Origin of the sequence: Mycobacterium alsense (genome assembly GCF_002086635.1) — a bacterium.
In the GTDB taxonomy this organism is placed as follows: Bacteria; Actinomycetota; Actinomycetes; order Mycobacteriales; family Mycobacteriaceae; genus Mycobacterium; species Mycobacterium alsense.
The window spans coordinates 43,075-50,675 of the sequence record NZ_MVHD01000044.1 but is presented as its reverse complement, the minus strand read 5'-3'; the positions used below and the strand labels follow the sequence as shown (position 1 = coordinate 50,675).

Genomic DNA, 7,601 nt, shown 5'->3' with positions numbered 1-7,601 from the left:
CGCCGCCCCCGCTGCCGCCCACGCCATTCCCCAAGGCCTGCCCGGCGCCCGGCGTCATGCAGGGCTGCCTGGAGAGCACCAGCGGCCTGATCATGGGCCCCGACAGCAAAACGGCGCTGGTCGCCGAACGCACCACCGGGGCCGTCAAGGACATCTCGGTGAGCGCCGAGCCGAAGGTCAAGATGGTCATCCCGGTCGATCCGTCCGGTGACGGCGGCCTGATGGACATCGTGCTGTCGCCCACCTACCAGCAGGACCGCCTGATGTACGCCTACGTCAGCACGCCCACCGACAACCGGGTCATCCGGGTGGCCGACGGCGACATCCCCAAGGACATCCTGACCGGGATCCCCAAGGGCCCCACCGGCAACACCGGGGCGCTGATCTTCACCAGCCCCACCACGCTGGTCGTGATGACCGGCGACGCCGGCAACCCGGCGGCGGCCGCCGACCCCAAATCCCTGGCCGGCAAGGTGCTGCGCATCGAGCAGCCGACCACCCTCGGCCAGGCGCCGCCGACGACCGCGCTGTCCGGCGTGGGCTCCGGCGGCGGCCTGTGCATCGACCCCGTCGACGGCTCGCTCTACGTCGCCGACCGCACGCCGACGGCCGACCGCCTGCAGCGCATCACCAAGACCTCGGAGGTCTCCACGGTGTGGACGTGGCCGGACAAGCCCGGCGTGGCCGGGTGCGCGGCGATGGACGGCACCGTGCTGGTCAACCTGATCAACACCAAGATGACGGTGGCGGTGCGGCTCGCGCCGGCGACGGGCGCGGTCACCGGCGAACCGGACGTCGTGCGCAAGGACACCCACGCCCACGCGTGGGCGCTGCGGATGTCGCCCGACGGAAACGTCTGGGGCGCAACGGTTAACAAAACCGCCGGGGACGCCGAGAAGCTCGACGACGTGGTGTTCCCGCTGTTCCCGTCGGGCGGCGGCTTCCCCCGCAACAACGACGACAAGACGTAACGGGCTCAGAACCCGTCGAGGGTGAACCGCAGGCCGTATCGGCGGGCGGGCGTGTCTTGGGGTGCGCCGTCGAAGAGCCGGCGGGGCGCCTCGTGGCCGAATTCCGGGTCGTCCAGATCGGACAGGTACAGCAGGTCCTCGGTGCCCTCGGGTGCCCACGTCGCGACGGGCTCGAGCACGTAGGCCACGTGGTCCCCGATCTGGATCCAATGCGCGATCCGGCCGACGAACCAGGCGATCGCCTCGTCGAGGATCGGCATGCCCTGCGGGCCGGCGCGCCACGAGCAGCGCTCGAATTTGTTGGCCTCGCCGTCGAACAGTTCGGCCAGGCCGACCTGGCTTTGCGGCAGTGCGTGCACCGCCAGGTACCCGGATCCGGCCGCCGCCTCGTGGGTGTCGTCGCCTGCGGCCACGACGACCATGAAGCTCGGCGGCACCTCGCTGCTCTGGGTGGCGAACCTGACCAGGCAGCCCGACGGCCGGCCGTCGGCCTGGGTGGTCACGGCGAACACCGGACCGTCCAGCATCCCCATGAAATCGTCGAACGACTCGTCGGCCACCAGACCATCATGGCCGCGCGGATCGCCTTGTGGAACTCGCCGGCGGCGATCGGCGCGGACGGCTAGCCCTGACCGCAGGCGGCCAGCACGAGCTCACGCACCCGGGCCGCGTCGGCCTGGCCGCGGGTGGCCTTCATCACCGCACCGACGATCGCGCCGGCCGCGGCGACCTTGCCCCCGCGGATCTTCTCGGCGACATCGGGGTTGGCGGCCAGGGCCTCGTCGACGGCGGCCTGGGTCACCGAGTCGTCGCGCACCAGCTCCAGGCCGCGCGCGGTCATCACCTGTTCGGGTTCGCCTTCCCCGGCCAGCACGCCCTCCACCACCTGGCGGGCCAGCTTGTTGGACAGCTTGCCCTCCTCGACCAAGGCGATCACCGCGGCGACCTGGGCGGGGGTGATGGGCAGCCGGTCCAATTCGACGTTGGCCTCGTTGGCCTTCTGCACCAGGAAGTTCCCCCACCAGGCGCGGGCGTGCTCGCTCGACGCGCCGTGCTTGACGGTCTCGATGACCAATTCGACCGCGCCGGCGTTGACGAGGTCGCGCATCACCTCGTCGGAAACGCCCCACTCGTCCTGAATTCGCTTGCGGCTCAACCACGGAAGCTCGGGGATGGTCTGGCGCAATTGCTCGACCAACTCGCGGCTGGGCGCGACGGGTTCGAGGTCGGGCTCGGGGAAATAGCGGTAGTCCTCGGCGGTCTCCTTGGTGCGGCCGGGGCTGGTGTAGCCGGACTCGTGGAAGTGCCTGGTCTCCTGGGTGATCCGGCCGCCGGAGGCCAGGATCGCGGCCTGGCGCTGCATCTCGTAGCGCACGGCGACCTCGACGCTTCGCAGCGAGTTGACGTTTTTGGTCTCGGTCCGGGTGCCGAACTCGGCCGTCCCCGCCGGCTTCAGCGACACGTTGGCGTCGCAGCGCATCGACCCCTGATCCATCCGGACGTCGGAGACGCCCAAGGCGCGCAACAGGTCCCGCAGCGCGGTGACGTAGGCGCGGGCGATCTGCGGGGCCCGGGCGCCGGCCCCCACGATCGGTTTGGTGACGATCTCGATGAGGGGCACGCCGGCCCGGTTGTAGTCGATCAGCGACGTAGTCGCGCCGTGGATGCGGCCGGTCTCGCTGCCCAGGTGGGTCAGTTTGCCCGTGTCCTCTTCCATGTGGGCACGCTCGATCTCCACCCGCCAGGTGGAGCCGTCCTCCAGCGGCGCGTCCAGGTAGCCGTTGACGGCGATGGGCTCGTCGTACTGTGAAATCTGGTAGTTCTTCGGCATGTCGGGGTAGAAGTAGTTCTTCCGGGCGAACCGGCACCACGGCACGATCTCGCAGTTGAGGGCCAGACCGATCCGGATCGCCGACTCGACCGCGGCCCGGTTGAGCACCGGCAGCGAACCGGGCAGCCCGAGACACACCGGGCAGACCTGGGTGTTGGGCTCGGCGCCGAACGTGGTGGAGCACCCGCAGAACATCTTGGTCGCCGTGGACAGCTCGACGTGCACCTCGAGACCGAGGACGGGATCAAACCGCTCGATGACCTCGTCGTACTCCAGCAGGTCGGCCCCGGCAGCAACACTCATGCCGTCGATCCTAACGAGGCGCCGGCCGCTCCCCACCCCTGCCCGGGAACATGCCGGCCAGCACGGCGGCCATCTCCAGATAGCTGCGCCTGCTTTCTCGGCTCAGGCGATCCAGCCCAATCTCTTTGCCGTCATGCACATGACGGTCGAACGGCAGCACCACGGTGGCGGCCACGCGGGCGGACAATTGGTCGAGCTCCTTGGCGGCCACCACGCCCACCTTGCCCGGCTCGACGTGGTTGATCGCCAGCACCGTCGACCTCAGCAGGCGCCGATACCCGTTGTTGCGCAACAACTCCAGGGTCGTGCGGGTCTTGCGTATCGCGTCGATCGAGGTGCTGGTGACCACCACGAGGGCCCGCGCCTCGGGCAGGACCGCGTCCATCACGGCCGAATTGACGGCCTTGACGCAGTCCACCAGCACCACCGAATAGTGCTTGCGCAGAACCGAAAACGCCCTGCCGATGTCGTGGCGATCCAGCCGCCAGTCGGTGCGCGCGTAGTCGGGCAGCCCGAGCACCTCCAACCCGAAGCTGTTCATGTGGGTGTGCGCCCGGACGTCCGAATACTGCGCAACCGCATCGTTGAGCAGCAGGTCGGCCATGCTCAGCGGGTTGCGGCGACCGTGCCGCTCCCCCAGGTCCCCGGCGTCGATGTCCACGGCGATCACGTGGTCGTCGCGCGCCGCGGCGAAGGTCGAACCGAGCGCCTCGACCACCACGGTCTTGCCGACGCCGCCCTTCAGGTTGAGGACGGCGATGGGAAACGCGGCGCCCACCGGCGTGCGGATGCGTTCCCGCAACTCCTGCTCGTACGCCGAGCCCTTGCCGGGCCCGACGTCGATTCCGGTGAGGCGGCGCAGCAGCGTTCGCCAGCTGAAGCCGCCGGAGTTCTGCGGCTCCTTCTCGTCGAGGCGGTCGAGAGCCGTTCCACCCGGCATCACCTCGCGGCGAAGCCGGGGCGGGGCCTGCCGCGCCGGCGCCGGCGCGGTGGGCGGCTGGGGTTGCGGGACCGTTGCGGATTCCCAGCCGGCCGGGCGGGGGTACGGGGGTGGCCGCCCGCGGCGCGGCGCGCCCGGTGGGGCCGCCGACGCAGCCGGCTGCTGAACGATTCCGCGAGGCGAACCGCGGTGGCTCATAGGTTCCGGTATAGCCGCTCCGAACTGGCCGAAAACCCACAGTTCGCACCGTTCAGGCATTCGTCAGTCCGGCGCAACCGGCCGTTTGCCCGGGCTTAGCCGAAAAAGGCCGCGGCGTCGTCGTAGCGGCTTTGGGGCACCAGCTTGAGCTGGCGCGTCGCATCCGCCAGCGACACCCGCCCGATGTCCTGGCCGCGCAGCGAGACCATCTGCCCGTACTCCCCGGCGTGCGCGGCGTCGGCCGCGTTGACCCCGAACCGGGTGGCCAGCACCCGGTCGTAGGCCGTCGGGGTGCCGCCCCGCTGGACGTGGCCCAGCACGGTGACGCGGACCTCCTTGTTGATCCGCTTCTCGACCTCGGCGCCCAGCTGCGCGGCGACACCGGTGAACCGCTCGTGGCCGAACTCGTCCATGCCGCCCTCGCGCAACGTGATCGAGCCGGCGACCGGCTTGGCGCCCTCGGCGACCACGCAGATGAAATGCGAATCCCCGCGCTGGAAGCGCCTTTTGACCAGCCGGCACACCTCCTCGATGTCGAAGGGCTGTTCGGGGATCAGCGTCATGTGCGCACCGGACGCCAGCCCGGCGTTCAGCGCGATCCACCCCGCGTGCCGGCCCATCACCTCCACCAGCATCACCCGCTGGTGGGATTCGGCGGTGCTGTGCAACCGGTCGATGGCCTCGGTGGCCACGGTCAACGCGGTGTCGTGGCCGAAAGTGACGTCGGTGCAGTCGATGTCGTTGTCGATGGTCTTGGGCACGCCGACCACCGGAACGTTTTCCTCCGACAGCCAGTGCGCGGCCGTCAGGGTCCCCTCGCCGCCGATCGGGATCAGCACGTCGATGCCGTTGTCGTCCAGCGTCTGCATGATCTGGTTCAGCCCGGCCCGCAGTTTGTCGGGGTGCACGCGGGCGGTGCCCAGCATCGTTCCGCCCTTGGCCAGCAACCGGTCGTTGCGGTCGTCGTTGTGCAGCTGGATGCGCCGGTTCTCCAGCAGCCCCCGCCAGCCGTCCTGGAACCCGACCACCGAGGACCCGTACCGCGCGTCGCAGGTGCGCACGACCGCGCGGATGACGGCGTTGAGCCCGGGGCAGTCGCCACCGCCCGTGAGAATTCCGATCCGCATGGCCCTATCTTGCCGGGCGGCGGCCTGCCGGCGCGACTAGATGCGGAATCCCCTCAGCGACCTTGAAAGCCGATTCAGCCAGGTATAAGGCAACGTTTTCGGGGTCCGGTGGATTGTGGTTGACCGATTCGAGCCTTGCCGCTTCGTGAATGTCGGGGTCGAGGATGTCGACTTCTCTGATCGCAGCGCCTGACGCTCTGGTCGCAGCGTCGGCGGATCTCAGCGGGATCGGGGAGGCGCTCGGAGAGGCCATGGCCTCGGCGGGGCCGGCCACCACGAACGTCGCGTCCATCGCCGCCGACGAGGTGTCGGCGGCCGTCGCGCAGGTATTCGGCACGGTCAACGCCTGGAAAGCCTGCCCTTGGCTTCACCGACAACGACATGTACGCCCAGCCGCTCAACGATTTCTGGACGTAACGGCCCGCGCGAGTCAGACCGCCGACGGCAGTTCCCCGCGGGCCGCCTCGTACGCCGCGCCCACCCGGTAGAGGCGGTCGTCGGCGAGCGCGGGAGCCATGATCTGCAGGCCCACCGGCAGCCCGTCGTCCGGGGACAGCCCCGAGGGCACCGACATGCCGCAGTGGCCGGCCAGGTTCAGCGGCAGCGTGCACAGGTCGAACAGGTACATCGCCAGCGGATCGTCGACCTTCTCCCCCAGCCGGAACGCGGTGGTCGGCGTCGTCGGCGACACCAGCACGTCGACGGACTCGTAGGCCGTGTCGAGGTCGCGGGCGATCAGCGTGCGCACCTTCTGGGCCTGGTTGTAGTAGGCGTCGTAGTACCCGGCCGACAGCGCGTAGGTGCCGATCATGATGCGCCGCTTGACCTCCGGTCCGAACCCGGCGGCGCGGGTCAGCGCCATGACCTCCTCGGCGCTGTGCGTGCCGTCGTCACCGACGCGCAGCCCGTAGCGCATCGCGTCGAAGCGGGCCAGGTTGCTCGACACCTCCGACGGCAGGATCAGGTAGTAGGCCGCCAGCGCGTGATCGAAATGGGGGCAGTCGACTTCGCTGATCTCGGCGCCCAGCCCCTTCAATTCCGCGACGGCCGCCTCGAAGGACGCGAGAACGCCGGGCTGGTAGCCCTCGCCACTGTGCAGCTGGCGCACCACCCCGACCCGCACGCCGCGCAGATCACCGGACGCGCCGGCCCTGGCGGCCCCCACCACGTCGGGCACCTCGGCGTCCACCGACGTCGAATCCCGGTGGTCGTGCCCGGCGATCACCTGGTGCAGCAGGGCGGTGTCCAGCACCGTGCGCGCGCACGGGCCGCCCTGATCCAGCGACGACGCGCAGGCCACCAGCCCGTAGCGGGACACCGTGCCGTAGGTGGGTTTGACGCCGACGGTCGCGGTCAGTGCGGCCGGCTGGCGGATGGACCCGCCGGTGTCGGTCCCGATGGCCAGCGGCGCCTGGAACGCCGCCAGCGCCGCCGCGCTGCCGCCGCCGGAACCGCCGGGAACCCGCTCGACGTCCCACGGGTTGCGGGTCGGGCCGTACGCGGAGTTCTCCGTCGACGACCCCATGGCGAACTCGTCCATGTTGGTCTTGCCCAGGATCGGGATGCCGGCCGCGCGCAGCTTCATGGTGACCGTCGCGTCGTACGGGGACCGCCAGCCCTCGAGGATCTTCGAGCCGCAGGTGGTGGGCATGTCCACGGTGGTGAAGACGTCCTTGAGCGCCAGCGGGACCCCGGCCAGCGCCGACGGCAGCCGCTCGCCGGCGGCCACGGCGTTGTCGACCGCGGCGGCCGCCGCCAGCGCCTCGTCGGCGGCCACGTGCAAAAAGGCGTGGTAGCGGTCGTCGGTCGCCTCGATCCGCTCCAGGCAGGCCCGGGTGATCTCGGTGGACGAGAGCTCCCCGGCCGCGACCCGGGCGGCCAGCGTCGCGGCGTCGGATCGGACGATGTCGCTCACTCGACGTCCCCCAGGATCTGGGGCACGGCGAAACGGCCGTCGACGGCCTCGGGCGCCTGGTCCAGCGCCTCCCGCTGGGTGAGGCAGGGGGCCGTCTCGTCCGGGCGGGTGACGTTGACGCTCTTGAGCGGGTTGTCGGTCGCTTCGACGCCGGTGACGTCGACGGCCTGGACCTGGCTGACGTGGGTCAGGATGGCGTCGAGCTGGCCGGCGAAGCTGTCCAGCTCGGCATCGGTCAACGCCAGCCGGGCCAGCCGCGCCAGGTGCGCCACGTCGTCGCGGGAGATCTGAGACACGACAGGAAAGCCTAACGAAG

Annotated in this window: 9 protein-coding genes; 2 read left to right on the top strand and 7 right to left on the bottom strand. The window is 70.3% G+C overall.

Translation table 11 applies throughout. The features are described from left to right. On the top strand, positions 1–971 hold a 971-nt coding region (locus BST11_RS20565; protein WP_083139828.1), incomplete at its 5' end, for a PQQ-dependent sugar dehydrogenase. Positions 972–976: 5 nt separating this feature from the next. On the opposite strand, the gene BST11_RS20560 is transcribed toward BST11_RS20565, so the two are convergent. The 5 genes from BST11_RS20560 to BST11_RS28660 form a co-directional block, all read right to left on the bottom strand. Continuing rightward, positions 977–1,504, bottom strand: a complete 528-nt coding sequence (locus BST11_RS20560; RefSeq protein ID WP_083139826.1) for a flavin reductase family protein — start codon at positions 1,502–1,504, stop codon at positions 977–979. Positions 1,505–1,593: 89 nt separating this feature from the next. Further along, on the bottom strand, positions 1,594–3,105 hold the full coding sequence (gene gatB / locus BST11_RS20555; protein WP_083139808.1) for an Asp-tRNA(Asn)/Glu-tRNA(Gln) amidotransferase subunit GatB: 1,512 nt from the start codon (positions 3,103–3,105) through the stop codon (positions 1,594–1,596). A gap of 10 nt (positions 3,106–3,115) precedes the next feature. Then, positions 3,116–4,243: a MinD/ParA family ATP-binding protein gene (locus BST11_RS20550; protein ID WP_211284743.1), complete on the bottom strand. Its 1,128-nt coding sequence runs from the start codon at positions 4,241–4,243 to the stop codon at positions 3,116–3,118. A gap of 95 nt (positions 4,244–4,338) precedes the next feature. Next, positions 4,339–5,370 carry an ATP-dependent 6-phosphofructokinase gene (locus BST11_RS20545; protein WP_083139805.1) on the bottom strand — a complete coding sequence of 344 codons (1,032 nt, stop codon included), beginning with the start codon at positions 5,368–5,370 and terminating at the stop codon, positions 4,339–4,341. A 4-nt stretch (positions 5,371–5,374) separates the two neighbouring features. Beyond that, positions 5,375–5,713 (bottom strand): hypothetical protein, encoded by a 339-nt coding sequence (locus BST11_RS28660; protein WP_244897730.1) that lies wholly within the window; start codon positions 5,711–5,713, stop codon positions 5,375–5,377. Here BST11_RS28660 and BST11_RS29305 point away from each other — a divergent pair. Beyond that, complete coding sequence (locus BST11_RS29305; RefSeq protein WP_372509674.1) at positions 5,598–5,858, top strand: PE domain-containing protein; 261 nt, start codon at positions 5,598–5,600, stop codon at positions 5,856–5,858. The two genes, BST11_RS28660 and BST11_RS29305, sit on opposite strands and share 116 nt — an antisense overlap. Here BST11_RS29305 and gatA read toward each other — a convergent pair. Both gatA and gatC read right to left on the bottom strand, forming a co-directional pair. After that, the gene (gatA, locus tag BST11_RS20535; protein WP_083139802.1) at positions 5,801–7,285 is read right to left on the bottom strand and encodes an Asp-tRNA(Asn)/Glu-tRNA(Gln) amidotransferase subunit GatA; all 1,485 of its coding nucleotides are present in this window, start codon (positions 7,283–7,285) and stop codon (positions 5,801–5,803) included. The genes BST11_RS29305 and gatA overlap by 58 nt on opposite strands. Next, complete coding sequence (gene gatC, locus BST11_RS20530) at positions 7,282–7,581, bottom strand: Asp-tRNA(Asn)/Glu-tRNA(Gln) amidotransferase subunit GatC (protein ID WP_067326526.1); 300 nt, start codon at positions 7,579–7,581, stop codon at positions 7,282–7,284. Before gatC ends, gatA begins: the two co-directional genes overlap by 4 nt. Between the last annotated feature and the right edge of the window lie 20 nt (positions 7,582–7,601).